Genomic DNA, 24,945 nt, shown 5'->3' with positions numbered 1-24,945 from the left:
CCATTCGAGTCGCCCGGTCACCGCCGCACCTCCCGCCGCAGCCTGCGCACGTTGAACCACATCACCGGGATCACCAGCAGCAGCAGGAACACCGCGATGGCGCTGGCGATGCCCGGCTGGTCCTCGGAGAAGCCCTTGCGGTACAGCTCCAGGGCGAGCACGTTGGCGTCGTCCTGCGAGGAGCCCGGGGCGATGATGAACACCAGGTCGAACACCTTCAGCACGTTGATCATCAGCGTGACGGTGACCACCGCGAGGACCGGTGCGAGGAGCGGGACGGTGACCCTGCGGAACACCTGCCACTCGGTGGCGCCGTCGACGCGCGCGGCCTCGAGCAGTTCCCGGGGCACGCCCGCCAGGCCGGCCGCGATCAGCACCATCGCGAACCCCGCCCACATCCAGATGTAGGAGCCGATGATCGCCGGGGTGACCAGCGACGGGCCGAGCCAGTCCAGTCCGTTGTACGCCTCCTTGAAGTTGGCCGCGGGCAGCCTGAGGTGCGCGCCGTCCGCCGCGGCGGGGAGGGTGAACGTGCCGTCGTCGGCGGCCTTCGTCGACGCCACGACCTCGCCGCCCTTCACCGCCTCGATCCGCATCCCGGCGTAGCCCAGCTCGGACGGGTCGGGCACGCCGAGGGCGCCGACGCCCTTGCCGCGGGTGAAGTCCTGCCAGGCGGTGCCGGTGACGGCCCCCTGTTCGGGCCGCGCCTTCACGGCCCGCCCCGCGCTGCCGGGCATCTGGTCGGGGGGCACGCCGACCAGGGGCAGGGAGACCGGGACGCCGGCCCGGACGGGCTCCTTGGTGAGGAAGCCGCCGCCGTCGGCCTTGAGTGGCGACTCACGGCCCGGGTGCGCCTTGGGGAACGCGGACGCCTCGGCGAACGTGTCGTGCACGCCCACCCAGACCGCGTTGGCGACGCCCTTGTCCGGGTCCTGGTCGTACACCAGCCGGAAGATGATGCCGGCGGCGAGCATGGAGATCGCCATCGGCATGAAGACGACCAGCTTGAACGCGGTGCCCCAGCGCACCCGTTCGGTGAGCACCGCGAAGATCAGACCGAGCGCGGTGGCGACCGTCGGCGCGAACACCACCCAGATCACGTTGTTCTTCAGGGCGGTGCGGATGCCGTCGTCGGTGAAGAGGGCCTTGTAGTTGTCGACGCCGGCGAAGCCGTCGCCGGACTGGTCGTAGAAACTGCGGACGACCGAGTACCCGATGGGGTAGACCACGAGCGCGCCGAGCAGCACGAGTGCGGGCAGCAGGAACAGCGCTGCCACGGTCCTGCGCGTGCCGGTCACGCTTCCGCGCGAGCGAGGAGGGGCGGGAGCTCCGGGAGCCCCCGCCGCCTTGGGCGTCGCCATCGCCGCGTCAGTTCCCGTACGCGGCCGCCGCGTCCGACTCCAGTTTCGCCTGGATGCCGGCCACGTTCGACGGGTTCTTCAGGAAGTCCTGGAGGTCCTTCCACTCGCCCTTGCCGGGCGTGCCGCCGAAGGCCTGCGGCGCCTGGTCCGACATGTCGAAGCGGAAGTCGTCGCCGGCCGCGACCAGCGCCTTGGCGATCGTGCGCTGGACGTCGTTCGGGTACGCGGAGACGTCGACGTTCTTGTTCGGCGAGAGGTAGCCGCCGAGCTTGGCCTGGATCTGCGCCGCGTCCGGCGAGGCCAGGAAGGTCGCCAGCGCCTGGGCCCCCTTGGAGTCCTTCAGGACGACCGCCGCGTCGCCGCCCGAGACCACCGGCGCGGTGCCCCCGACGGTCGGGAACGGGAACACCTTGGCGTCCGTGCCCACCTTCGACTTGGTGTCGGCAATGTTGACCTGCACGAAGTCGCCCTCGTAGACCATCGCCGCCTTCGGCTGGTCGCCGCCGGTGAACGTCTGCGTCACCGAGGCGGGGAACTCCGTCTGGAGCGCGCCGTTCGCGCCGCCCGCGATCCAGTCCTTCTTCCCCCAGACCTGGGCGAGCGTGGTCAGCGCCTCCTTGACGGAAGGGTCCGTCCACTTGATCTTGTGCTGGGCCAGCTGGTCGTACTTCTCCGGGCCCGCCTGGGAGAGGTAGACGTTCTCGAACCAGTCGGTGAGGGTCCAGCCGTCGGCGCCGCCGACCGAGAACGGGGTGACGCCGGAGTCGTACACCGTCTGCGCGGTGGCCAGCAGGTCCTTCCACGTCTTGGGCTCGGACGCGCCCGCGTTCTCGAAGACCTTGGCGTTGTACCAGATCAGCGACTTGTTGGCCGCCTTGTAGTAGACGCCGTACTGCTTGCCGCCGACCTTGCCGATGTCCTGCCAGCCCCGGGAGTAGTTCTTGGCGAGCTGCGCCTGGGCCTCGGCCCCCAGCGGCTTGGCCCAGCCCTTCTCGGCGGCCTGCTTGATGGCCCCGGGCTGCGGCAGCATGGCCACGTCCGGCGGGGAGCCGCCCGCGATCTTCGAGCCCAGGAAGTTGATGATCGGGTCCTGCGCGGGCACGAAGGTGATCTTCGCGCCGGTGCGCTTCTCGAACTCGGCCAGCACCTTCTTGAAGTTCGCCTGCTCCGTGCCCGTCCAGACGGCGGCCACCTCGAGCGTGGTGCCGTTCAGCTTGGGGAGGGCGAGGGTGCTGCCCGAGTCCTTGGTCCCGGTGCCGCCGTCGGCGCCGTTGCTCTTGTCGTCGTCGCCGCCGCATGCGGTGAGCGAGAGCGCGAGGGCTCCCGCCACGAGCGTGGCGGCCGCTTTCACGGTCCTGCGTGTGCGGATGGTGCTGCTCGTGCTGCGCATCACTGCCCCGTTCTTCGTTCCTCGTCGAACGTTGAGCGCTGTCCCGTGGCACTGGTCTACGCCGGGCGCCGGGGGTCGGCAAGAGCGCCCGCCCTGTCAAGCGGGGGATCGTGACCGCGTCGTGATCGGTGCCGGGCGTCCCGCGCTCAGTGGACGCCGGACGGGCTGGGGTGCCGTGCCGCGCGTTCCAGGGCGCTGGCCAGCAGCGCCAGGTCCGTGGGCCCGTTGCCCAGTTCCCGTACCGGTCTGCGGGTCGGCGGGTCGCCCATCCGGGCCCACTCCAGGGGGACCACCGTGGGACGCAGGGTCGCCGTGCGGGGGATGCGGCCCGTGACGCGGCCGCCCTGGAACGGGGTGAGCCGGCCGTCGGCGCCCCGGAGACGGCCACGGCCCGGCGCCGGTTCGTCCGGGCCGGACACCGGAGCCTCCAGCGTGATCCGCACCGTGGAGCGGCGGGCGGGCTCCGACTCCGCCGTACGGCCTCCGGGGCCGGTCGCCGCCACCAGGTGCACGCCGAGCCGCTCGCCCTCGCGGGCCACCGCCTCCAGCGCGCGCATCACCGAACCGGCCGCGGGCCGGCCCGGGGAGCCGAGGGCGGGGGAGACCAGCGCGTCCAGGTCGTCCACCACCACGACCAGGCGGGGCAGCGGCGGTGCGGCCTCGGCCTGTTGACGGGCCGTCGCCCCCGGCCGCAGCCGCAGGGTGGAGCTCGGCGGGGCGTCGAGGTCGGCGGCGCCGCCGGCCGAGCCCGGGGCCGCGGCGCTCGACGGGTTCGCGGTGCGCTGCGGCTTCGCGGTGCGCTGCGGGACGATGCGGCCGGAGACCGCGCGGTGCGTGTGCCACTCGGCGAAGTCCGAGCGGCCCAGCAGCTCGGTCCGCCGCTTCAGCTCGGCGCTCAGCGACTGCGCGAACTCCCGCATGCGGACCGGGTCGTTGGCGGTGAGGTGCGTGGTGACGTGCGGCAGGTCCGTGCAGACCCGCAGTCCGTCGCCGGGCCCGCCGCCGCCCTTGCCGACGGTGTCGCGGCCGTCCAGCAGGATGACGCTCAGCCGGTCCGGCCGCTCGGCGGCGGCCAGCGAGGCGACCACCGCCCGCAGCAGTTCCGTGCGCCCGCTGCCGGTCGGGCCCTCGATCAGCAGGTGGGGGCCCTCGGCCGCCAGATCCACGCCCACCGGGCCGCGCGGGCCGGCGCCCAGCACGGCCCATGCCCGGCCGCCGAGCGCGTCGGCGTCGTCCGCCGCGGCCGCCCAACGGGCCATCAGGGAGGCGGGCGTGGCCCGGGCGAGGCCCAGTTCGTCGAGCAGGCGGGCGGACGCGGGCAGCGGCGCCGACACCCGCGGGTGCCGCTCGCCGCCGGCCGCACCGTCCGGGCGCAGTGGGGCGAGGGCCCGCGCGAAGCGCTCCGCCCAGGCGAGGGAGACGGCGTCCACCGCGCCGACCGTGCCGGGGCCCACCGGCCCGGGGCGCTCCGACCGCGCGCCGGCCGGTGCGACCCGCAGCAGCCGCAGCGCCGTCGCCACGTCACCGCTGAGCAGGGCGACCGCCCCGCACGCGCGGAACGTGGGCGCCGCCGCGCAGGCCGCCTCGTAGGTCTCCGACACCGGCGAGGAGGGGGAGGCGGCGGGCGTCTCCGCCAGACAGACGACATGGATGCCGGCGCGCGGACCGGCCACCGCCAGCCGCGCCACCGCCTCGCGCAGATCCGCGCCGCCCGGGTCGCCGTCCACGACGACCACCGTGTAGGGGCCGGGGAAGGCGCCGCCGGCCGAGTCGTCCGTCACGGCCCAGGAGGGGCGGCGGGCCGCGCCGGTCGGCGGGGACGGCCGGGCGTCGCCGGCCGTGCCGTCGGACAGGCAGTCCTCCAGCCGGCGCAGCAGTTCGTCCGCGCGGGCCGTGGCCTGGTCGCGGTCGTAGGCCAGGAGGAGACGGCAGTCCTGGCCGTGGCCCGGGCGCAGGTGGGGCAGCCAGCCGAGCCAGGACCACTCGGCGGTGCGTTCCTCCTCGGACCGCCCGCGGTCCGTGCTGATCAGGACGACTTCCAGGGTCTCGGGCGAGTGCAGCGCGGCGAGCTGGGCCAGCACCGCGCGCGCCAGCCCGGCCAGCCGCGGCCGCGGCCCGGCCAGCCCGAGCGCCCCGACCTCGCGCAGACCGGCGGTCACCGGGACCGCGGGCAGCAGGCCCGAGCCGTCCGGCGCGGCCCGGTCGGCCGTGCCGAGGCGCACCGCGAGCGCCTCCGGGTGCCCGGGCGCGCGCTCCCACAGCCGGGGGCCCGGGCCCAGCGCCGTCAGCAGCAGCGCCGCCGGGTCCGGCCAGGTCTCGGGAGCGGCCGTGGGCACGGCGGCCGGCTGCGGCTCGGCTCCGGCGACCGGCTCCTCGCCGGAACCGGCGTCCGCCTGGTCCGCCGCGGGGCCACGGCCGCCCGCCAGCCGGCGCGCCCACGCGGAGAGGCCGCGCCTGCGCACGCCCGGGGGCACGTCGGTGCCGCGCAGGGGGGTCCCCTTGCGGCGGCCGGAGCCGCGCGGACCGTCGTCGACGCCGTGCTCGCCGGCGTCCCCGGCGTCGTGGCCGCTGTGGCCGCCGGTCCCGGCCCGGCCCTCGCGGTCGCCGTCGGCGAGGAAGGAGAGGTGGTGGGCGGCGGTGTCGTCGGACGCGCCGTGCGGACCGCGCGCGTCGTCGTGGCCGGCGGCGAGGGAGCCGGGCCGGGCGCGGCCCCCGTGCGTGGCCGACGAGGCGTCGCCCGCCGCGGACGGACCGGCGGGGGAGGATCCGCCCGGCGGGCGCGTCTCGCCACCGGGGCGGGTCTCGACGCTCGGCGCCGTGCCCTGGCCCGGGACGACGGGCGGCGCGGGGGAGGCGCCCCCGAGCCCGTGCCGACGCGGTTCCGGGACCACGCCCCGGGCGCGCGACGCGCCGCCCCAGTCGACCGTGCCGTAGGCGTGGGCGGTCGCTCCCGCCGGGCCGGCCGCGCCGGGGCCGTGGCCGGAGGCGCCGTGGCCGGAGGGGTCGTGCGGCCGGTCGGAGGCCGTGCCGCCCGTGCCCGCGCCGTCGCCGTCCGGCGCGCCGGAGCCGTTCACGCGCGGGTGGGCGCTCTGCGCGTCCTGCTGCGCCGCGCTCCCGCAGGGGACGCGGACGTGGCCCTCGCCGTCCGGCGTGGTCGCCACCCGGGGGCCCGGCCCGCCGGGCGGCGCCAGCCGCAGGGCCGACTCGCCGACCCGCAGCAGGGCGCCCGCGGGCAGGCGGACGGGGCGCTCCGGCACCGGCGCGCCGTCGAGCGTGGTGCCGTTGGTGGAGCCCAGGTCGGCCACCGTGACCCGGCCCTCGGGCGAGAGCGTCACCGCGCAGTGCAGCCGTGAGACGTCCGGGTCGTCGAGCGGCACGTCGGCGTCGGCCGAGCGGCCCACGCGGACCTGGCCGCCGTGCAGCAGATGGACGCCGCCCGCGTCGGGACCGGCCACCACGTGCAGACGGGCCGGGGCGTCGTCGACCTCGGGATGCGGCTCGGGATCGGCCGGGGCGCCCAGGGAGAGCACCGCGCCGTCGGTCAGCGGGGGCTCGCCCAGGGTGCAGCGCTGCGCGTCCAGCCGCTCGACGCCCGCGTAGAGGACGACCGCCGCCGCGGACGAGGACGGCGCGGCCCCCTCGCCGCAGACCGCCGCGGCCAGCGCGGACGCCACCGCCGCCAGGGCCGTGCCGGCGGGCGCCGTGACCAGCACGTCGCAGCTCGCGGCGCGGGGCCGGGAATCGGCGGGCGCGCCCGTCGGGTCTACGACGGTCAGCCGGATCTGCATCGCCGTCAGCGGTCCCTTCTGCACGGGCGCGGGCTTCCCCCCACCTCACACGAGCACAGCGGCCAGTACTGAAGGCATCCTCGCACCTGTCACTGACAACGCGCCCCTCTCCCGAGGACAAGTGATCTTGATTGGTCGGCTCTGCCCGCAAAAGTGCCTGCCGGGTGCGTCACCGACGATCAGTTGAGATCGGTCACGTCCGGCTCCGGCAACCAGGAAGACCGGGTGAAGCGTCTTTCCCCGCGACGGGGACGACCGCGACGACCGCCCGGCGTCCGCATCACGGCACTACAGTGGGTCGGAACACTGGCGGGACAGACGAGCGGGGCCCACGGGCCGGCGAGTCTGACGAGCAAGCAGCAGGGAGCGCATGACGTGCGGCCGGTAGGCAGCAAGTACCTGCTCGAGGAGCCGCTCGGACGCGGCGCCACGGGCACCGTCTGGCGAGCCCGCCAGCGTGAGACCGCGGGCGCCGAGGCGGCCGTCGCGGGGCAGCCCGGGGAAACCGTCGCGATCAAGGTCCTCAAGGAGGAGCTCGCGAACGACCCCGACGTCGTGATGCGCTTCCTGCGCGAGCGCTCCGTCCTGCTGCGCCTGACCCACCCCAACATCGTCCGGGTCCGCGACCTGGTCGTCGAGGGCGATCTGCTGGCCCTGGTCATGGACCTCGTCGAGGGCCCCGACCTGCATCGTTACCTGCGCGAGAACGGCCCCTTCACCCCGGTGGCCGCGGCCCTGCTCACCGCCCAGATCGCCGACGCGCTCGCCGCCAGCCACGCCGACGGCGTGGTGCACCGCGACCTGAAGCCGGCCAACGTCCTGCTCAAGCAGGACGGCGGCCAGATGCACCCGCTGCTCACCGACTTCGGCATCGCGCGCCTCGCCGACTCCCCGGGCCTGACCCGCACCAGCGAGTTCGTCGGCACGCCCGCGTACGTCGCCCCCGAGTCCGCCGAGGGCCGCCCGCAGACCTCCGCCGTGGACATCTACGGCGCCGGCATCCTGATGTACGAGCTGGTCACGGGCCGGCCGCCGTTCTCCGGGGGCTCCGCCCTGGAGGTCCTGCACCAGCACCTGAGCGCCGAGCCGCGCCGTCCCTCCACGGTCCCCGACCCGCTCTGGACGGTCATCGAGCGCTGTCTGAGCAAGAACCCCGACCACCGGCCGAGCGCCGAGAACCTCGCGCGCGGCCTGCGGATCGTCGCCGAGGGCATCGGCGTGCACGCCAACTCCATGCAGATCGCGGCCGCCGACGGCGTCGGCCATCTGCTCGCGCCCGACCCGGCGCCCGCCACCGTGCCCGGCGGCGCCTACGACCCGAACGCCGCGACCAGCGTCCTGCCGCACACGGCGGGCCCGGCGGGCGCCGCCGACCCCACCGCCGTCCTGCCCCGCACGGGCGGTCCGCAGGGCGCCGCCGACCCGACGGCCGTCCTGCCGCCGGTGCCGCCCGGCCAGTACGGCGGGCCCGCGCAGCCGCCGGAGCAGCCGCACCCCTGGCAGTCCCAGATGCAGGGCGCCCGCGACCGCAACGAGCAGACCCAGGTCCAGCAGTACCTCGACCCCGGCGACGACCCGTTGCGCCGCCGCCCCCAGCGGCAGGTCTCCCGCCCGCAACAGCAGCCGCAGCAGCCGCGCCGCCCCCAGCAGCCGCAGCAGCCGCAGCAGCCCGGCTACGGGTACCCCGGCCAGCAGCAGCAGCACCAGCAGCGGTACGCGTCGCCTCCGCAGCCCCAGCAGGCCCAGCAGCCCCAGCAGCAGCGCTACGCCCCGCCCCCGCAGCAGCAGCCGCGCCGGCGGCCCGCGCCTGAGCCCCGGCAGCCGCGCGAGCCCCGGCAGCGCAGCGCCAACCCGATGCGGATCCCCGGCCTGGGCTGTCTGAAGGGCTGCCTGTTCACGATCGTCATCCTGTTCGTGGCCGGCTGGCTGATCTGGGAGCTGAGCCCGTTGCAGGAGTGGATCGGCACGGGCAAGAGCTACTGGCAGCTGATCAGCGGCTGGGTCGGCGACGTCACCGGCTGGATCGGCGATCTCGCCGACGCGGCCGGCGGAGGCTCCTCCCCGAACTGACCGCCGGACGCCGGACCCCGCCCCTGACCACGAGTTTGTGTACTTGTCGACATCCGGCGGGTGATTTCCGTCTCCGCGGTGAAGGTTGGCTCCCAGGACGCGTACTTTGATGGGCAACACGCGTCTGTAGGAGCAGCCTTGGCACGGAAGATCGGCAGCCGGTACACCGCCCACCAGATCCTGGGACGGGGCAGCGCCGGCACGGTGTGGCTGGGCGAGGGACCGGAGGGGCCCGTCGCCGTCAAGCTGCTGCGCGAGGACCTCGCCTCCGACGAGGAGCTCGTGGGCCGCTTCGTGCAGGAACGCACGGCGCTGCTCGGCCTGGACCACCCCCACGTGGTCTCGGTGCGGGACCTGGTCGTCGACGGCAACGACCTGGCGCTGGTCATGGACCTGGTCCGCGGCACGGACCTGCGCACCCGCCTCGACCGGGACCGGCGCATGGCGCCCGAGGCCGCCGTCGCCGTCGTCGCGGACGTCGCCGAGGGCCTGGCCGCCGCGCACGCGGCCGGGATCGTGCACCGCGACGTCAAGCCCGAGAACATCCTGCTCGACATGCAGGGGCCGCTCGGCCCGGGCGGCTCGCACCGCGCGCTGCTGACGGACTTCGGCGTCGCGAAACTGATCGACACCCCCAAACGGACCCGCGCCACCAAGATCATCGGGACGCCGGACTACCTGGCGCCCGAGATCGTGGAAGGCCTGCCGCCGCGCGCCTCGGTGGACATCTACGCCCTGGCGACCGTCCTGTACGAGCTGCTCGCGGGCTTCACCCCGTTCGGCGGCGGCCACCCGGGCGCGGTGCTGCGCCGCCACGTCACGGAGTCCGTCGCCCCCCTGCCCGGCATCCCCGACGAGCTGTGGCAGCTGATCGTGCAGTGCCTGGCCAAGGCGCCGGCCTCCCGGCTGCGGGCCTCCGAGCTGGCGGCGCGGCTGCGCGAGCAGCTGCCGATGCTGGCCGGGATGCCCCCGCTGGACGTCGACGAGCCCGACACCGAGCCGGAAGAGGGCGAGAGCGCCGAGACGGCGCCCTCCGCGCCGGCCGCCGCGGCGGCCACGGGCCGGGCGCGGCGCGGCTCGGTCCCGCTGGTGCCGAACGCCAAGCCGGACTCCAACCGGGACACCCACACGTCGATGCGGGTGCCCGCCCCCGACGAGCTGGCCGGCGGCGCGCACGGCACGGCCCGGGTGCCCAGGGCCGCGGGCGCGCCGCGTCCGGGCTCGGCGCGCAACCGCTCCGCCACGCGGCGGCGCCGGATCACGCTCGGCGTGGCCGCGGCGGCCCTGGCGGCGGCGGTCGGGGTCGGCACCTGGGCGGCCACCTCCGGAGACGACGCGGGCGCGGACCCCCAGGACACGAAGAACTCCGCCCCGACGACGCCGTGACGAGCGGCCCGCCGGGCCCGCGGCGGCGAGCATGACCTCCCCGTGACCGCGCCCCGGGCGAGCAGGCGACCGCTGCCCGCCCGGACCTCGCGGGCGGCACCCGGCACTGCCCGGTTGGCGGAGCCGTTACGCTGGGAGGCGTGGCAGTCGTCGATGTATCCGAAGAGCTCAAGTCCCTCTCCTCGACCATGGAGTCGATCGAGGCCGTTCTGGACCTCGACAAGCTGAGGGCAGACATCGCCGTGCTCGAGGAGCAGGCGGCCGCGCCGTCCCTGTGGGACAACCCGGACGAGGCGCAGAAGATCACCAGCAAGCTGTCCCACCTCCAGGCCGAGGTCAGGAAGGCGGACACGCTGCGCGGCCGGATCGACGATCTCGCCGTGCTGTTCGAGATGGCCCAGGAGGAGGACGACCCGGACACCCTCGCGGAGGCCGAGTCCGAGCTCACGTCCGTCAAGAAGGCGCTCGACGAGATGGAAGTGCGCACGCTGCTCAGCGGGGAGTACGACGCCCGTGAGGCGCTCGTCAACATCCGCGCCGAGGCCGGCGGCGTCGACGCGGCCGACTTCGCCGAGAAGCTCCAGCGGATGTACCTGCGGTGGGCGGAGCAGCACGGCTACAAGACGGAGGTCTACGAGACGTCGTACGCCGAGGAGGCCGGCATCAAGTCGACCACCTTCGCCGTGCAGATCCCGTACGCCTACGGCACCCTCTCCGTCGAGCAGGGCACGCACCGCCTCGTACGCATCTCGCCGTTCGACAACCAGGGCCGCCGCCAGACCTCCTTCGCGGGCGTCGAGATCCTCCCCGTGGTCGAGCAGACCGACCACATCGAGATCGACGAGTCCGAGCTGCGCGTGGACGTGTACCGCTCCTCCGGCCCCGGCGGCCAGGGCGTGAACACCACCGACTCCGCGGTGCGCCTGACCCACCTGCCGACCGGCATCGTCGTCTCCTGCCAGAACGAGCGGTCGCAGATCCAGAACAAGGCGACCGCGATGAACGTCCTCCAGGCCAAGCTGCTCGAGCGGCGCCGGCAGGAGGAGCAGGCGAAGATGAACGCCCTCAAGGGCGACGGCGGCAACTCCTGGGGCAACCAGATGCGTTCGTACGTCCTGCACCCGTACCAGATGGTCAAGGACCTGCGCACCGAGTTCGAGGTCGGCAACCCCGAGGCCGTGTTCAACGGCGAGATCGACGGGTTCCTGGAGGCCGGAATTCGCTGGCGCAAGCAGCAGGAGAAGTAGGTTTGTCGACACGCTAACCGCCCCTGTTTCAGGGGCGGTTTGCTTTTTACGTCACATTCACAGCACCAACATCGCGCAAAGCGCCCCGACTTGGACATTGCGCCCGCAACGGCCTTGACGCTTCTTTGAAAAATGGGGAGGGTGCGGAGTGGCATGCGTATCTTCGGGGCGCATGTGAACCGGGGGCCTCGGCTGCATCTCAGCTGCCCCCGTCGATCACAGCCCCGGGCGCGGCCTCAACGACGCTTTCAGCTACTGGGGGTAGCAACCATATGACGAAGAAGACGCGGATCCGGGTCGCGCGCATAGCCGCCGGTGCCGTGATCGCCGCGGGCGCCTCGCTGACGGTCGCCGGGGTCGCCTCGGCCGCCGGCGACGAGGGCGGCCTCAGCGGACTTGTGTCGACGTCCGGCGGGGACGACGTCACTCCGCAGACGGGCCAGGAGCCCTGCCCGATCGGGATCTGCACCGAAGGCGGCACGACGCAGGGCACGACCGGTACGACCGGTACGACCGGCACCACGGGCACCACGGGCGACTCGACCGCGACGGGCGGCACCGCTTCGGTCGGCGGCACCGCCTCCGTCGGCGGCACCGCCTCCGTCGGCGGCGCGGCGTCCGTCGGTGGCACGGCCTCCGTCGGCGGCGCGGCGTCGGTCGGCGGTTCGACCACGACCACGGGCGGCTCCACCACCACGGGCGGCTCCACCACGACCACCGGCGGATCCACCACGACCGGTGGCTCCACCACGACGACCGGCGGTTCCTCGACGACCGGCGGTTCCACGACCGGCGGCTCGTCCACGACGACCGGCGGTTCCACCACCGGCGGTTCCTCCACGACCACCGGCGGTTCCACCACCGGCGGTTCCGCCACGGGCGGTTCGTCCACGACGACCGGCGGCGGCTCCACGACCGGTGGCGGCTCGACCACCGGCGGTGACCAGTCCACCGGCGGCGCGGCGACCGGCGGCGGTTCCACCACCGGCGGTTCCGGCACCGACACCGACGGCACCTCGACCCAGGAGGTCGGCAGCTCCGCGCTGACCGACACCTCGGACGTGGCCGCCGACAACAGCGCGCAGGGCGGCGGCAAGGAGCTCGCCGAGACCGGCGCCGGCCAGACCACGTTCCTGATCGTCGGCGCCGCCACCATGATCGCCGGCGGCATCGGCTTCCGCGTGCTGCCGCGTCTGGCGGCCGGCCGCGGCGGGGCCGCTGCCTGACGGTAGGCAGCCGTACCCGTACGTGACGTACGCGCGAAGGGCCCGGAGCCGATCGGCTCCGGGCCCTTCGTACGCACGCCGTACGGCGCCGCCCGTGGCTAGACGGTCTGGTGGGCCAGCAGCGCCACCGCCGCGACCAGCACCGCCAGCAGCGCGATCAGCGTCATGGGGTTCAGTTGCGCGAGGAAGTTCTCCTGTTGCTGCAGCCGCTCGCGGTTCGCGCGGCACACGGGGCACCGGCCCTCGCTCACGGGCGCAGCGCAGTTAGCGCACACCAGCCGGTCGTACGTCATGCGCCTCGCCCTCCTTGCACCGGTTCCATGGAGACAACGCTCCGGGGAACGGGAACGTTCCCCCTCCACTGTGCCAGGTTCCTGCGGGGGCCGCGCGGCTCACTCGAAGAGCGGGGGGCATACAAAGCCCCGTACAAAAACGCACAAGCCCCACCCAACCCCTCCCGACGCCTGCGCCGCCCTCCCCGGTTCGCGTATGGTCACGCTCATCTACCCCCGGCGACCCGTGGTGCATCCGTGATCCGATTCGACAACGTCTCCAAGGCCTACCCCAAGCAGACCCGCCCCGCACTCAGGGATGTCTCCCTCGAGGTGGAGAAGGGCGAGTTCGTCTTCCTCGTCGGGTCCTCCGGCTCCGGAAAGTCCACTTTCCTGCGGCTGGTCCTGCGCGAGGAGCGCACCAGCCACGGCCAGGTGCACGTCCTGGGCAAGGACCTCGCGCGCCTGTCCAACTGGAAGGTGCCCCAGATGCGCCGCCAGCTGGGAACCGTCTTCCAGGACTTCCGGCTGCTGCCGAACAAGACGGTGGCCGAGAACGTCGCCTTCGCGCAGGAGGTCATCGGCAAGTCCAAGGGCGAGATCCGCAAGTCCGTGCCGCAGGTGCTCGATCTCGTCGGGCTCGGCGGCAAGGAGGACCGGATGCCGGGCGAGCTGTCCGGCGGCGAGCAGCAGCGCGTGGCCATCGCGCGCGCCTTCGTGAACCGGCCCAAGCTGCTGATCGCGGACGAGCCCACCGGCAACCTCGACCCGCAGACCTCCGTCGGCATCATGAAGCTGCTCGACCGGATCAACCGGACGGGCACCACCGTGCTGATGGCCACGCACGACCAGAACATCGTGGACCAGATGCGCAAGCGCGTCATCGAGCTGGAGCAGGGCCGCCTCGTCCGTGACCAGGCGCGCGGCGTCTACGGCTACCAGCACTGACCGCCCCCGCCATCGCGACCGCCCCGGCGGACGTCCCCGGAAAGGCCTGAACAACACGCCATGCGCGCCCAGTTCGTACTGTCGGAGATCGGCGTCGGTCTCCGCCGCAACCTGACGATGACCTTCGCCGTCATCGTCTCCGTCGCCCTGTCCCTGGCGCTCTTCGGCGGGTCGCTCCTGATGAGCGATCAGGTCAGCACCATGAAGGGCTACTGGTACGACAAGGTCAACGTCTCGATCTTCCTCTGCAACAAGAGCGACGCCGAGTCCGACCCCAACTGCGCCAAGGGCGCGGTCACCGCGGACCAGAAGAAGCAGATCAAGTCCGACCTCGACAAGATGGGCGTCGTCGAGAAGGTGACGTACGAGTCGCAGGACGACGCGTACAAGCACTACAAGGAGCAGTTCGGCGACTCCCCGCTGGCCAGCTCCCTCACGCCGGACCAGATGCAGGAGTCGTACCGCATCAAGCTCAAGGACCCCGAGAAGTACCAGGTCATCGCGACCGCCTTCGACGGGCGCGACGGCGTGCAGTCGGTGCAGGACCAGAAGGGCATCCTGGACAACCTCTTCGGGCTGCTCAACGGCATGAACTGGGCGGCGCGGGCGGTCATGGCGCTGATGCTCGTGGTGGCCCTGATGCTGATCGTCAACACCGTGCGCGTCTCGGCGTTCAGCCGGCGGCGCGAGACCGGCATCATGCGGCTCGTCGGCGCCTCCGGGTTCTACATCCAGGCGCCGTTCATCGCCGAGGCCGCGGTCGCCGGCCTGATCGGCGGCACGGTGGCCTGCGGATTCCTGGTGATCGCCCGGTACTTCATCATCGACCACGGGCTGGCCCTGTCCGAGAAGCTGAACCTGATCAACTTCATCGGCTGGGACGCCGTGTTGACGAAGCTCCCGCTCATCCTCGCCACCAGCCTGCTGATGCCCGCCCTGGCCGCGTTCTTCGCGCTGCGCAAGTACCTGAAGGTGTGACGCACACACACCGGAGTGTGACGCACACCCCGCCGGGCCGTGCGGTCAACCGACCGTACGGCCCTTCGCGTTCCCCTAGACTCACCGCCATGTCAGGCCGTGACCTGTTCTGTCAGCCCCGCCGCTGCCGCCGCGGGGCCGCCCTGACATTGGTGTTCGCCGGCGTCCTCGTCGCCGGGGCGGCGACCGGATCGCTGCCGCAGCAGTGGGGCGAGGGGCACGCGCGCTCCTCGGGCGCCGCTCCCGCCCCCGCCGGGCGCGCCGAGGACGTGACGCGGGCCGCCGAGGAGGCCGCCGCGGACGGCAAGTCCCCTATGGAGGCCGCCGAGCGGGCCGTCAGCCGCAGCGGCGACCGCTGGGCGGCGGTCTACTCCGAGGGCGAGTACGAGGAGTTCGAGGACTCCCTCGACGGCCGCTACACCGGCGTCGGCCTGGAGGCGCGGCGCGAGCGCGACGGCCGGATCGAGGTGACCGGGGTGCAGTCCGGGTCGCCCGCGGCCGACGCCGGGATCCAGCCGGGCGACCGGCTGCGCCGCGTCGACGGACGGTCCGTGGACGGCCTCCCGGTCACCGACGTCGTCTCCTTACTGCGGGGTGACGCGAAGGACGCGCACGCCGGCACCGCCGTCCGTATCGGCCTGGAGCGCGGCACGCGCGCGTGGACCGAGACCCTGCGCCGGGTGCTGCTGTCCACGGACTCCGTCACCGTCCGCCGGCTCTCCGGCGGCGTCACCGTCGTCACCGTCGCCGCGTTCACCAAGGGCGTCGGCGACAGCGTCCGCGGCGCCGTCGAGCACGCCCCGCCCGGCGCCGGGATCGTGCTGGACCTGCGCGGCAACTCCGGCGGACTGGTCACCGAGGCCGTCGCCGCCGCCTCCGCCTTCCTGGACGGCGGTCTCGTCGCCACCTACGACGTCGGCGGCGACCAGCGTGTGCTGCACGCCGACGCCGGCGGCGACACCGCCCGTCCGCTGGTCGCGTTGGTCGACGGCGGCACGATGAGCGCGGCCGAGCTGCTGACCGGCGCGCTCCAGGACCGGGGCCGCGCGGTCGTGGTCGGCTCGCGCACCTTCGGCAAGGGCTCGGTGCAGATGCCGCGCCGGCTGCCCGACGGCTCGGTCGCCGAGCTGACCGTCGGGCACTACCGCACCCCGTCGGGCCGCGCCGTCGACGGCCGGGGCATCACGCCCGACCTGGAGGCGGACGACGGCGCGCTCGCGCGGGCGGAGACCGTGCTGGGCGGGCTGGGCGACACGCCCTGAGCGTGCCGCGGGCGGCCCGCGTAATCGGCTTTCCCTCAGGCCGCCTCCGGATGCGAAAATGGCGGGACTATGAGCAAGGGAATGTACGTACCCAAGGAGTCCCAGCCGAAGCAGGGCGGGGCCGCCCCGTCCGCCAAGGCCAAGGACGGCAAGCGCAAGATCGTCGCGCAGAACAAGAAGGCCCGGCACGACTACGCCATCATCGACGTCTACGAGGCGGGCCTCGTGCTCACCGGCACCGAGGTGAAGTCGCTGCGCCAGGGCCGCGCCTCGCTGACCGACGGCTTCGTGCAGATCGAGGGGAACGAGGCGTGGCTGCACGCCGCCCACATCCCCGAGTACAGCCAGGGAAGCTGGACCAACCACTCGGCGCGCCGCAAGCGCAAGCTGCTGCTGCACCGCGAGGAGATCGACAAGCTCGCGGTGAAGTCCGAGGAGACGGGTCACACGATCGTGCCCCTGGCCCTGTACTTCAAGGACGGCCGGGCCAAGGCCGAGATCGCGCTGGCCCGCGGCAAGAAGGAGTGGGACAAGCGGCAGACCCTGCGGGAGAAGCAGGACCGCCGGGAGACGGACCGGGCCGTCGCGGCGGCGAAGCGCAGGCAGCGGCACGCCTAGCCCCGGGAGTCACGGCCGCCGGGAACGCGGCCGCCGTGAACACAGTGGCATCGACGGGCGTGGTTCACGTACCATGGCCTGCGTGCCCCACGGTGGGCACGGGCCCTCCTCGGAGGGATTGAAAAAACAACATGGGGATGATCGGTTTCGACAGCGGCTGTCGAAGCAGGGGAAGCGTGTCGAGGAAGCGGCAATGATCTCGTAAACCATATGTCGCAAAAAATAATCGCCAATATCAAGAGCGATTCCCAGTCCTACGCTCTCGCTGCCTAATAAGCAGTGAGGTAGGACCCTAAAGGGTGTCAGCCCGGGAGTGTTCCCGGCCCGGATCCTGGCATAATCTAGGGAACTAAACCGTCTCGCCCGGTCACGGGGTGAGATGGGAAATCAAACAGTGACTGGGCCCGTCGGCGACTTGTTCGCGTGATCGCCGGGGCCGAGAAAATCACAGCGAACTGCACACGGAGAAGCCCTGATTCTGCACCGTTGGACGCGGGTTCGATTCCCGCCATCTCCACTCATCCCATGTGACACGAAGACCTCGCCCCTCAGGGGCGGGGTCTTTTTGTGTGCCGCCGCGGGCCGGCCGGCGCCGCGCGTGGACGCTCACGCCGCCTTCTCCCCGCGGCGCGGCACGCTTCGCCGCACGGCGAGCGCGACCGCGGTCGCGCTCAGCACGAGGACGGCCGCGGCGGGGCCCGCCAGGGTGAGCGCGCGCTGGAGGGAGGATGCGGCCGCGTAGCCGACGGACGTCTCCGCGGTCGCCCAGACGCAGGCCGCGACGGCGCTGTAGGGGGCGATGCGCCGGTAGGGCAGGCGGGCGGCGCCCGCGCAGTGGGGGGCGAGGGTGCGGATCACGGGGAGGAAGCGGGCGAGGAGGACGGCGCGGCCGCCGTGGCGGGCCATCAGCGTCTCCGCCCGCGCCCAGACGGCGAGCGGAACGCGACGGCCCGCCCGGCCGGTGCGCAGCCGGTCGGCCAGGAACCGGCCGGTGCGATGGGCGAGGAAGTCGCCGGTCACGACGGCGCCGACCGCCACGGCGATGATCGGGGGCAGGCTGACGTGCCCGGTCCGGGCGAGTGCGCCCGCGGTCAGGAGCAGGGTCAGCGTGGGGATGACCGCGCCCACCAGCAGGAGCGACTCGGCCAGCACCGCCGTGGCCACGACCGCGTAGACCGCGACCGGCGGGAGCCGGTCGAGGAGGTCGCAGACCGCGTTCACCGCCGTGCCCCGGCGAGAGGCTGCCCGGCGGGTTCCGCGGACGCGACGGGACGCCGAAGGTGCCAGACGTGGGCGGGCGGCAGGTTGGCCCAGACCGTCCAGCGTCCGGTGGCGTAGGCGCGCTGGTAGGCGGCCATGACCTCGTCCACCGCGGCGTGACGGCGTGCCTCGGCCCGGGAGGCGGTCAGGGCGCGCGCCCTGCGGGTGCCGACGTAGGCGAAGTAGGTCAGCGTGCCGCCGGGATGCAGCAGGTCCATGAAGCGGGCCATGATCCGCTCCACCTGGGCGGGGGCGAAGTTGGTCAGGGGCAGGCCGGAGACGATGACGTCGTAGCGCCGGCCGGTGTCCAGCCGCTCGACGAGGGTCTCGTGCACGTTCACCCGTCCGGGCGCGTGGACCAGGTCGGGGTGCGTCGCGGCCAGGTGGCGCAACCGGGCGGCGAAGCGGGGGTTGGCCTCGACGATGTCCAGGCGGCTGCCCCGGGAGAGCCGGGGTATCAGGGCCCGGGTGACGGGGCCGGTGCCGGCGCCCGCCTCCAGGACGGCCAGCGGACGGGACGCCTGGGCCCGGACGGGCTCGGTCAGGGCGCGGGACAGGGCTTCGCCGCTGGGGGCGATCGCGCCGGTGGTGCGCAGATCGCGGGCCGCTTCGATCAGGAACATCCAGCCGTCGGCTTCGCGCTGCGCCAGGACACGGTGGTGGGAGGTGGTCCGGTCATCCATGCATATGACGCTAGGAATCGCCGCCCGGCAGCGGATCCGCCGTTCTTCGACGGCTTCCCCCGACGAAAGCAGGGGGTGGGCGTCGCCCATCGTCGAGGGGCGGCAGGCGGGCGCCTGCCTAGGATTCCGACGGTGGACAGCAGCAGGATTCGGGCGAGGGCGGTGGCCGTCGGGCGCGGCGCGGTCGTGACGTTCCTCGCCGGCGTCGCCGCGGTGAACGGCGCGCAGGTGGTCAGCGACGGCCGGTACGTGATTCCCATCGGCGCCTCGGCCGTGGCGTGTGCCGTGGTGCTTCTGGCGCCGCGGCTGCGCTGGCCCGTCGCTCCCCTCGTGGTGGCCGCGGTCACCGCGTGGTGGGGGTGGGTCGGCTCGCTCCTGCTGGCCCTCGTGCTGTACGACCTGGCCGTGGCCCGCCGGACGCGGGCGGCGGGCCTGTGCGTCGCCGCCGTGCTCGGCGTGAACCTCGTCGGCTATCCGCCGACCCGGCTGTGGCACCAGCAGGACTACCTCACCGCGCTGTTCATCTGGGCCTTCGCGTATGTCGTCGGCATGTGGATCGGCAGCCGCCGGCGGCTGGTGCGGGCGCTGGCCGCCGACGTGGAGCACCTGCGTGTCGAGGCACAGCTGCGCGAGGAGGCCGCGCGGGTCGCGGAGCGGTCCCGGATCGCGGCGGAGATGCACGACGTCCTCGCCCACCGGCTCAGCCTGATCGCCCTGCACACGGGCGTGCTGGCCACCCGCGGCGACACGCTGCCGGGGCCGGTCGCCGAGCGGCTGGCGCTGCTGCGGGACGCCTCCACGGAAGCGCTCGCCGACCTGCGGGACGTGCTCGGTGTGCTGCGCACGCCCGGTGTCGCGCCGAACGCCGCCGGCGTCGTGCCCGCGCCGGTCCCGGGAGACGTCCGGCAGCTGGTGGACGACGCCCGCGCCGCGTCCCAGCGCATCGCCGTGACGATCCACGGCCGGCCGGAGGACGCGCCCACCACCCACCGCCTGGCCGTGTACCGCATCGCGCAGGAAGCCCTGACCAACGCCCGCAAGCACGCCGACGGCACCCTGGTGACCATGACGATCGACTACCGGCCGCCCGCCACCCTGGTGGAGGTCACCAATCCCGCCGGTCCCGCCGGACGGGCGGCCGCCGTCGGCTCCGGTTACGGGCTCGTCGGCCTGCGCGAACGCGTCGGCGCCCTCGGCGGCCGGCTGGACGCGGGCCCGGGCGGGGCGGGCTCCTGGCGGCTGGCCGCCCGCATCCCCCACCCGTCCGGCACGGAAGAGAACGGCGGCCCCGCATGATCCGCGCGATGATCGTCGACGACGACGCCCTGGTCCGCCTCGGCCTGGCCGACCTCCTCGACGGCGACCCGGGGATCGAGCTCGTCGCCCAGGCGGCCGACGGCCTCCAGGCCGTCGAGCAGGCGACCGCGCACCGCGTGGACGTCGCCCTGGTCGACGTGCGCATGCCCCGTATGGACGGCATCACGGCCACCGCTCGGCTGAGGGCGCTGCCCCACCCGCCGAGGGTCATCACCCTGACCACCTTCGACCTCGACCAGTACGTCTACGACGCCCTCGGCGCCGGAGCCGACGGCTTCCTGCTCAAGGACACCGATCCGGCCGAGATCCTGCGCGCCGTCCACCTGGTGGCCGCCGGTTCCGCGATGCTCCACCCCACGGCGGCCCGTCGCCTCATCGACCGCTACCACGCCACCACCCGGCCCCGGGCGGTCACGGCCAGAGCCCGCATCGACCGGCTCACGCCCCGCGAACGCGACGTACTCGCCCTCCTCGCCCTCGGTGAGACCAACGCCGAGATCGCCGCGCGCCTCGCCATGCGCGAGAGCACGGTCAAAGCCCACGTCAGCCGCATCCTGAGCGCGTTGGACGTCGGCAACCGCGTTCAGGCCGCGCTCATGGCCCGCGACGCGGACCTCACCGCATGAGCGGGCCGCGCCGGTCCGCGCGGCGCTGACGCCCGCCGGTCCTGAACGGCCCGTCCGGAGGGCGCATCGGGACGGCGCGTCCGGACGGCGCGTCCGTGGCCGGTGCGCGCCGACCGCGGTTCGAACGGGTATTTCGTATTCCGTTCAAGGGGTTTTTCCGGCCATGCCTGGGCCGGCGTCCCGGGCTCTTCCCGACGGGCCCTTGTGTCCCCGTCCCACCCCTGCGGTGAAAGGGGCTGGTCTCCCGGTCCGCACCGCCCTTCGGTGCGGCGGCTGCCGGTGTCGCGGTGCCGGAAAGGGGTTCGGGTGACCCACCGAGGGGCGATTCTCAGCCATGGGCATGAACATGACTTCTCACCATATATGACACATCGCGAACACGGGGCCCATGCCTGCGCTAGATTCGTCGGCCTGAGCGCAATGGGGTAAATGGGGCGCGAGAGCCGGGTGGGGGCCTGGTTCCATCGGCTGTGCTCAGGGTCGTAGCGCACCTGGAACCGTTCCGTGGGGGGAAGTGCGCACGTGAGTAATTGGCGAGAAGACGCCCAACCGAAGTGGCCCGAGGCGGCGCCGTCCACCCAGGACGTGCCGGTCCTGGGGGCAGCATCCCAGAGCCTTGCCGGAGTCGGAGGGCACCCTCTGACGTCCGCGTCGGGAGAGGGCGGAAGATACCGCTCCTTAATGGATGTACCCCCTGAAAGCGGCCCTCGCGCGATCGCGAGGGTGTCGAACGGCCTTTCCGAAAACGAACGGTCGAGCGATCTCCGGGATCCCTGGGGTGAGCCGCCCGGCGGCACGGACCCCGAGGACCGCGCCGCGGGCGAGGTGACGGTCCAGCTCGATCCGCTGCAAGGGTCGCCCGACGGCTCGGACCCCGCGTCCGACGTCCCCGTGTTCGTCGACGAGTCGGGCCGGCGCAGCCGCACGTTCCGCCGCATCGGCATCCTCGTGGGCACCGCGTGCGGCGCCTACGCCGTGGTCATCGTGGCCACCCTGCTGTCGGGCAACGCCGGCGCGCCCTGGCTGCCGCTCCCCGTGCCGGGCCAGGGCGACGACAAGCCCGCGGCCGGCAAGGTCGACAGCACGCCCGCGCCCGACGACTCCCGCACCGCGCGGCCCGGAGGGCCCGGTCCGGCCCCGGCCGACGGCAAGGGGACCGGCGCCTCGGCGACGGGCTCGGCGCCCGGAAAGCCGGGAGCGAGCGCGGGAGCGGCGGCCTCGGGCAGCGCGGCTCCCTCGGCCGGGGCGTCCGCGCCCGTGCGGCCGGCGGCGAGCGGGTCCGCCCGCCCGAGCGCCGGTCCGACGGCCTCGGCCTCCGCCGCGCCCGGCCCCAGCGGTCCGGTGATCGCGCCGCCGGCGTCCGCGCCGCCGCCCGCGTCCTCACCGGCGGCGTCGCCGTCCGCCGTCTCCTCGCCGTCCCCGGCCGGAGGGGCCTCCACCACCGTCGCCGGCGGCCCGCCGGAACCCGCCCCGGCGGCGTCGAGCCCGGCAGCCTGACCCGGCTCCGCCGGTACCCCGGCGGACCGAGGGCGTCGCACCCGAGCAGGCGAAGGGCCCGCGGACGGGGGACGGCGATGGGCTCGCGGCCGCGGGACGGCCCGTCCCGCGGCTTCGGCCGCCCGACGGCGGGCCCCCGGACACCGCACCCGCGTCCCACGCGCCCGCACCCGCGTCCGGGCCTCGCACGACCCCGGCCCGCCGGGGTCCGCGCCCGCGTCCGTGCCCGAGTCCGACGGACCGAGCCCCGCCTCGGTGCCGATCGCGCCGCCCCACCGGGCCGTCGCGTCCCCGCCCGGCCGCACGCGTCCCCCGGCCCGTCCCCGCCCGCCCCCAGCGACCGGAACCCCGGCCGCGACCCGGTCCACGGCCGTCTCCCGCGGCCGCCTCCCGTGTCCGGCGCCGACACGCCGGTCCCGTGCGCCGGGACCTGCGCGGGCCGCCCGGCATACGCCCCGGCGTACGCCCGCACCCGGAGCCCCGGGGCCCGCGCACCCGCGTTCAGCCTCACCCCCGCGCCACCCGACCTCGCCGCGCACCGTCCCCGTCGCGGCCCACCCGTCCGCCCTTCCACCCGTCCCGTCCGCCCGTCCTCTCGTCCCCGGAGAACCACCTCTCATGGCACCACGAACCAGCCGCCGTTCGGCCCGGCGATCCCCCGCCGGACAGCCCGCACACGCGACCGGCGGCCAGCCCGCGCCCACCTCCTCACCGCCGGCGGCCCCCTCGGGGGGTGAGCCGCCCGGCGGTCGGCGGGCCGCCCGACGGTCCGGAGCGCGGCAGGCCCGCGGACGGGCCGCGGGGCACGCGGCCGGCGGCGCCCCCCGGGGGTCCGAGCCGTCCGCCGGACGCCGACGGCTGATGCCGCCCCTCCGGCTGCGCCGTCTGCTGCCGCTGACCGTGCTCCTCGCGATGATGGCGATGCTGATGCTGCGCGGCTACGTGCACAGCGAGATCCTCGCCGACTACCGCATCCGTCCCGAGGCCGCCTCCGACAAGGTGCCGCAGAAGATCCTCGACGGTGGCCCGGTCGTCGACACCCGGGGCGGCCGGCAGACCGGTCTGGCGGTGCCGGACCACCGGATCGTGCTCACCTTCGACGACGGCCCCGACCCGAAGTGGACCCCCCAGGTCCTCGACGTCCTGAAGAAGCACCACGTCCACGCCGTCTTCTTCATCACCGGCACCATGGCCTCCCGCTACCCCGACCTGGTCCGGCGGATGGTGGACGAGGGCCACGAGATCGGTCTGCACACCTTCAACCACCCCGACCTCTCCTACCAGTCGAAGAAGCGCATCGACTGGGAACTCACCCAGAACCAGCTGGCCCTGGCGGGCGCGGCGGGCATCCGCACGTCCCTCTTCCGGCCCCCCTACTCCTCCACCGCGGACGCCCTCGACAACGCGTCCTGGCCGGTCACCGAGTACGTCGGCACCCGCGGCTACCTCACCGTCTTCACCACCGCCGACAGCGAGGACTGGCAGCGGCCGGGCGTGCGCCGCATCGTCCGCAACGCCACCCCGCAGGACGGCAAGGGCGCCATCGTCCTCATGCACGACTCCGGCGGCGACCGCCACCAGACCGTCCAGGCCCTCGACCTCTACCTGCCCGAACTCCAGCAGAAGGGCTACCGGTTCGAGAACCTCACCGAGGCCCTGCACGCCCCCAGCGCGCACACCCCCGTCACCGGGCTCGACCTGTGGAAGGGCAGGGCCTGGGTGTTCCTGGTCGCGGCCTCCGACGACATCACCGGCGTCCTGGTCGTCGGCCTCGCCGTCATCGGCGTCCTCGTCTTCGCCCGCTTCGGGCTGATGCTGCTGCTGTCCGCGATCCACACCCGCCGGACCCGGCGCACGGGCTTCGTCTGGGGGCCCGACGCGCCCGTCACCGAACCGGCCTCCGTGCTCGTCCCCGCCTACAACGAGGCCAAGTGCATCGAGAACACGGTGCGTTCGCTGATGAGGAGCGAGCACCCGATCGAGATCCTCGTCATCGACGACGGCTCCAGCGACGGAACCGCCCGCATCGTCGAGGACCTGCGCCTGCCCGGCGTCCGCGTCGTCCGGCAGCTCAACGCCGGCAAGCCCGCCGCCCTCAACCGGGGCATCGCCAACGCCCGGCACGACCTCATCGTGATGATGGACGGCGACACGGTCTTCGAGCCGGCGACCGTCCGTGAGCTCGTCCAGCCGTTCGCCGACCCCAAGGTCGGAGCGGTCGCCGGCAACGCCAAGGTGGGCAACAAGGACACCCTCATCGGCGCCTGGCAGCACATCGAGTACGTGATGGGCTTCAACCTCGACCGCCGCATGTACGACGTCCTGCGCTGCATGCCCACCATCCCGGGCGCCGTCGGGGCGTTCCGGCGCAGCGCGCTCGACCGCGTCGGCGGCATGAGCGACGACACCCTTGCCGAGGACACCGACATCACCATGGCCATCCACCGGGACGGCTGGCACGTCGTGTACGCCGAGAAGGCGCGCGCCTGGACCGAGGCCCCCGAGTCCGTGCAGCAGCTGTGGTCGCAGCGCTACCGCTGGTGCTACGGCACCATGCAGGCCATCTGGAAGCACCGCCGGGCCCTCGTCGAAGGGGGCGCCTCGGGCCGCTTCGGCCGCGTCGGCCTGCCCCTCGTCTCCCTGTTCATGGTCGTCGCCCCGCTGCTCGCCCCGCTCATCGATCTCTTCCTCGTCTACGGCCTGCTCTTCGGCCCGACCGGCCGGACCGTCGCCGCCTGGTTCGGCGTCCTCGCCGTCCAGGCCGGCTGCGCGGCCTACGCCTTCGTGCTCGACAAGGAGCGGCTCACCCCGCTGATCTCGCTGCCGCTCCAGCAGATGCTGTACCGCCAGCTGATGTACGTCGTCCTGCTCCAGTCCTGGATCACCGCCCTCACCGGCGGTCGGCTGCGCTGGCAGAAGCTGCGGCGCAAGGGACAGGTGGCCGCCCCGCCCGGGGCGCCCGCCCTGAGCCCGGACGGAGGAACGGCCCTGTGAGCAGCGGTCCGACCCACCCGAC

Annotated in this window: 18 protein-coding genes and 1 other RNA gene; 13 read left to right on the top strand and 6 right to left on the bottom strand. The window is 73.9% G+C overall.

The window, feature by feature from the left end; translation table 11 throughout:
- Positions 1-17: 17 nt before the first annotated feature.
- The 3 genes from KMS84_RS23760 to KMS84_RS23750 all read right to left on the bottom strand — a co-directional run bounded on the left by KMS84_RS23760 (position 18) and on the right by KMS84_RS23750 (position 6,539).
- A complete protein-coding gene (locus KMS84_RS23760) occupies positions 18-1,298 on the bottom strand; it encodes a carbohydrate ABC transporter permease (protein ID WP_256918458.1) in 1,281 nt (426 codons plus the stop codon).
- 70 nt (positions 1,299-1,368) lie between these two features.
- Positions 1,369-2,751, bottom strand: a complete 1,383-nt coding sequence (locus tag KMS84_RS23755; protein ID WP_256918457.1) for an ABC transporter substrate-binding protein — start codon at positions 2,749-2,751, stop codon at positions 1,369-1,371.
- 146 nt (positions 2,752-2,897) lie between these two features.
- A complete protein-coding gene (locus KMS84_RS23750) occupies positions 2,898-6,539 on the bottom strand; it encodes an FHA domain-containing protein (protein ID WP_256918464.1) in 3,642 nt (1,213 codons plus the stop codon).
- Positions 6,540-6,914: 375 nt separating this feature from the next.
- On the opposite strand from KMS84_RS23750, the gene KMS84_RS23745 reads away from it, so the two are divergent.
- The 4 genes from KMS84_RS23745 to KMS84_RS23730 all read left to right on the top strand — a co-directional run bounded on the left by KMS84_RS23745 (position 6,915) and on the right by KMS84_RS23730 (position 12,468).
- Positions 6,915-8,609 carry a serine/threonine-protein kinase gene (locus KMS84_RS23745; protein WP_256918456.1) on the top strand — a complete coding sequence of 565 codons (1,695 nt, stop codon included), beginning with the start codon at positions 6,915-6,917 and terminating at the stop codon, positions 8,607-8,609.
- Positions 8,610-8,747: 138 nt separating this feature from the next.
- Positions 8,748-9,995 (top strand): serine/threonine-protein kinase, encoded by a 1,248-nt coding sequence (locus KMS84_RS23740; RefSeq protein WP_256918455.1) that lies wholly within the window; start codon positions 8,748-8,750, stop codon positions 9,993-9,995.
- Between the two features lie 140 nt (positions 9,996-10,135).
- Positions 10,136-11,242, top strand: a complete 1,107-nt coding sequence (gene prfB / locus KMS84_RS23735) for a peptide chain release factor 2 (protein ID WP_256918454.1) — start codon at positions 10,136-10,138, stop codon at positions 11,240-11,242.
- Positions 11,243-11,514: 272 nt separating this feature from the next.
- Positions 11,515-12,468, top strand: a complete 954-nt coding sequence (locus tag KMS84_RS23730; RefSeq protein ID WP_256918453.1) for a hypothetical protein — start codon at positions 11,515-11,517, stop codon at positions 12,466-12,468.
- A 98-nt stretch (positions 12,469-12,566) separates the two neighbouring features.
- On the opposite strand, the gene KMS84_RS23725 is transcribed toward KMS84_RS23730, so the two are convergent.
- Complete coding sequence (locus KMS84_RS23725; RefSeq protein WP_256918452.1) at positions 12,567-12,761, bottom strand: hypothetical protein; 195 nt, start codon at positions 12,759-12,761, stop codon at positions 12,567-12,569.
- A 237-nt stretch (positions 12,762-12,998) separates the two neighbouring features.
- On the opposite strand from KMS84_RS23725, the gene ftsE reads away from it, so the two are divergent.
- The 5 genes from ftsE (at position 12,999) to ssrA (ending at position 17,066) form a co-directional block, all read left to right on the top strand.
- On the top strand, positions 12,999-13,688 hold the full coding sequence (gene ftsE, locus KMS84_RS23720; RefSeq protein ID WP_256918451.1) for a cell division ATP-binding protein FtsE: 690 nt from the start codon (positions 12,999-13,001) through the stop codon (positions 13,686-13,688).
- Between the two features lie 60 nt (positions 13,689-13,748).
- Positions 13,749-14,666: a permease-like cell division protein FtsX gene (ftsX, locus tag KMS84_RS23715; protein ID WP_256918450.1), complete on the top strand. Its 918-nt coding sequence runs from the start codon at positions 13,749-13,751 to the stop codon at positions 14,664-14,666.
- A gap of 89 nt (positions 14,667-14,755) precedes the next feature.
- The gene (locus tag KMS84_RS23710) at positions 14,756-15,928 is read left to right on the top strand and encodes a S41 family peptidase (RefSeq protein ID WP_256918449.1); all 1,173 of its coding nucleotides are present in this window, start codon (positions 14,756-14,758) and stop codon (positions 15,926-15,928) included.
- A gap of 69 nt (positions 15,929-15,997) precedes the next feature.
- Positions 15,998-16,546 carry an SsrA-binding protein SmpB gene (smpB, locus tag KMS84_RS23705; protein WP_256918448.1) on the top strand — a complete coding sequence of 183 codons (549 nt, stop codon included), beginning with the start codon at positions 15,998-16,000 and terminating at the stop codon, positions 16,544-16,546.
- A gap of 133 nt (positions 16,547-16,679) precedes the next feature.
- Positions 16,680-17,066, top strand: a transfer-messenger RNA (tmRNA) gene (ssrA, locus tag KMS84_RS23700).
- Positions 17,067-17,152: 86 nt separating this feature from the next.
- On the opposite strand, the gene KMS84_RS23695 is transcribed toward ssrA, so the two are convergent.
- Complete coding sequence (locus KMS84_RS23695) at positions 17,153-17,767, bottom strand: DedA family protein (protein WP_256918447.1); 615 nt, start codon at positions 17,765-17,767, stop codon at positions 17,153-17,155.
- Positions 17,764-18,489, bottom strand: coding sequence for a class I SAM-dependent methyltransferase (locus KMS84_RS23690; RefSeq protein WP_256918446.1), 726 nt, complete (start codon positions 18,487-18,489; stop codon positions 17,764-17,766). Before KMS84_RS23690 ends, KMS84_RS23695 begins: the two co-directional genes overlap by 4 nt.
- 132 nt (positions 18,490-18,621) lie before the next feature.
- On the opposite strand from KMS84_RS23690, the gene KMS84_RS23685 reads away from it, so the two are divergent.
- The 4 genes from KMS84_RS23685 (at position 18,622) to KMS84_RS23670 (ending at position 24,923) form a co-directional block, all read left to right on the top strand.
- Complete coding sequence (locus tag KMS84_RS23685; RefSeq protein ID WP_256918445.1) at positions 18,622-19,785, top strand: sensor histidine kinase; 1,164 nt, start codon at positions 18,622-18,624, stop codon at positions 19,783-19,785.
- Positions 19,782-20,432 carry a response regulator gene (locus KMS84_RS23680; RefSeq protein ID WP_256918444.1) on the top strand — a complete coding sequence of 217 codons (651 nt, stop codon included), beginning with the start codon at positions 19,782-19,784 and terminating at the stop codon, positions 20,430-20,432. The genes KMS84_RS23685 and KMS84_RS23680 overlap by 4 nt, the downstream gene beginning before the upstream one ends.
- A 723-nt stretch (positions 20,433-21,155) precedes the next feature.
- Positions 21,156-21,929: a hypothetical protein gene (locus KMS84_RS23675; RefSeq protein ID WP_256918443.1), complete on the top strand. Its 774-nt coding sequence runs from the start codon at positions 21,156-21,158 to the stop codon at positions 21,927-21,929.
- 861 nt (positions 21,930-22,790) lie between these two features.
- Positions 22,791-24,923, top strand: coding sequence for a bifunctional polysaccharide deacetylase/glycosyltransferase family 2 protein (locus KMS84_RS23670; protein WP_256918442.1), 2,133 nt, complete (start codon positions 22,791-22,793; stop codon positions 24,921-24,923).
- Positions 24,924-24,945: the final 22 nt, after the last annotated feature.

Origin of the sequence: Streptomyces hilarionis (assembly GCF_024539675.1) — a bacterium.
Taxonomy (GTDB): domain Bacteria; phylum Actinomycetota; class Actinomycetes; order Streptomycetales; family Streptomycetaceae; genus Streptomyces; species Streptomyces hilarionis.
This window is presented reverse-complemented; position numbering and strand designations above follow the sequence as displayed.